This is a genomic window from Photorhabdus sp. RM71S, assembly GCF_042879355.1.
Taxonomy (GTDB): Bacteria; Pseudomonadota; Gammaproteobacteria; order Enterobacterales; family Enterobacteriaceae; genus Photorhabdus; species Photorhabdus kayaii.
Genome location: NZ_JBHFKV010000143.1, coordinates 1 through 952, shown reverse-complemented (window position 1 = coordinate 952; position 952 = coordinate 1). Strand labels below are relative to the sequence as shown.

The 952-nt window shown below is 54.9% G+C and carries 1 protein-coding gene and 1 pseudogene; both read left to right on the top strand.

Annotation, left to right across the window (positions count from 1 at the left end):
* Positions 1–344, top strand: a pseudogene (locus ACGF5R_RS24130) (DNA primase); the annotation flags it as partial.
* Positions 345–482: 138 nt separating this feature from the next.
* Entirely contained in the window at positions 483–752 is a 270-nt protein-coding gene (locus ACGF5R_RS24125) for a hypothetical protein (protein WP_387693154.1), read from the top strand.
* The last annotated feature ends 200 nt before the right edge of the window (positions 753–952 follow it).

Genomic DNA, 952 nt, shown 5'->3' with positions numbered 1-952 from the left:
CCCATGAGATATTAGGCCGCACGCTGGATGAAATGTCGCCCCAGACCCGAAAACTGTTACTGCTGATACAAGCGATGGTGAAAGAGACGGCGACAGCGCAGCAACGCCCGGTGAACGCGGTTCGCTTTACCCGCCGGGATATCCGCAGTTACACCCAATGGAGCGATAACCAGTTAAAAGTCCATTGTCAGCGACTGGCCGACATGGAATACCTGTTAGTCCACGGCGGCAGCCGGGGCCATCTGTTGCAGTATGAACTGCTGTGGAACGGCGACAGCGCAGAAGAAGCCCACCTGTGCGGCCTGATTGACCTGACAACGCCGGAAAAACCGGTAAAACCCTGAATATGACTCACGCAAGTTGGACTGACTGAACCGCAAGTTGCCCCTAAGTTGGGGTCAAGTTGGGTCCAAGTTGGAGGTCGTAAAACCGGCTTCAGGCCGCAGCAATACTGGATGTAACGGTTCGCAAGTTGGGGAAGGTTGAAAAACACTGTTCCGGCAATAATAAGAAAAAGTCGTCGTATCGTACTGCCAGCTCATCATCGAACCCGAAAACCCGGAATACGACCGACGCAAGTTGGACTGACTGAACCGCAAGTTGCCCTCAAGCTGGGGTCAAGTTGGGTCCAAGTTGGAGGCCGGAAAAGGACGCCAGACCGCAGCAATACTGGGTGGAGCGGTCCGCAAGTTGGGGCAGACAGAAAAGGACTGTTCCGGCCACTTAACAATCAAGCCATCGTACCGGAGTGACGTATCACACACCGATAACAATAACCGCTGTTCCCTACAGGAAATCCCACCATGTCATCACCCGTTAAACATCAATCCAACCCCCGCCCGCTGACCCTGCGCCAGCATCTGGACGCGTATCTGGATACCCTGCTGTTGCAGGGGGCGAGTCAAAAGAGCCAGTCCGCCCGTCATGAACGGCTGTCACCGTTCGTCAACTG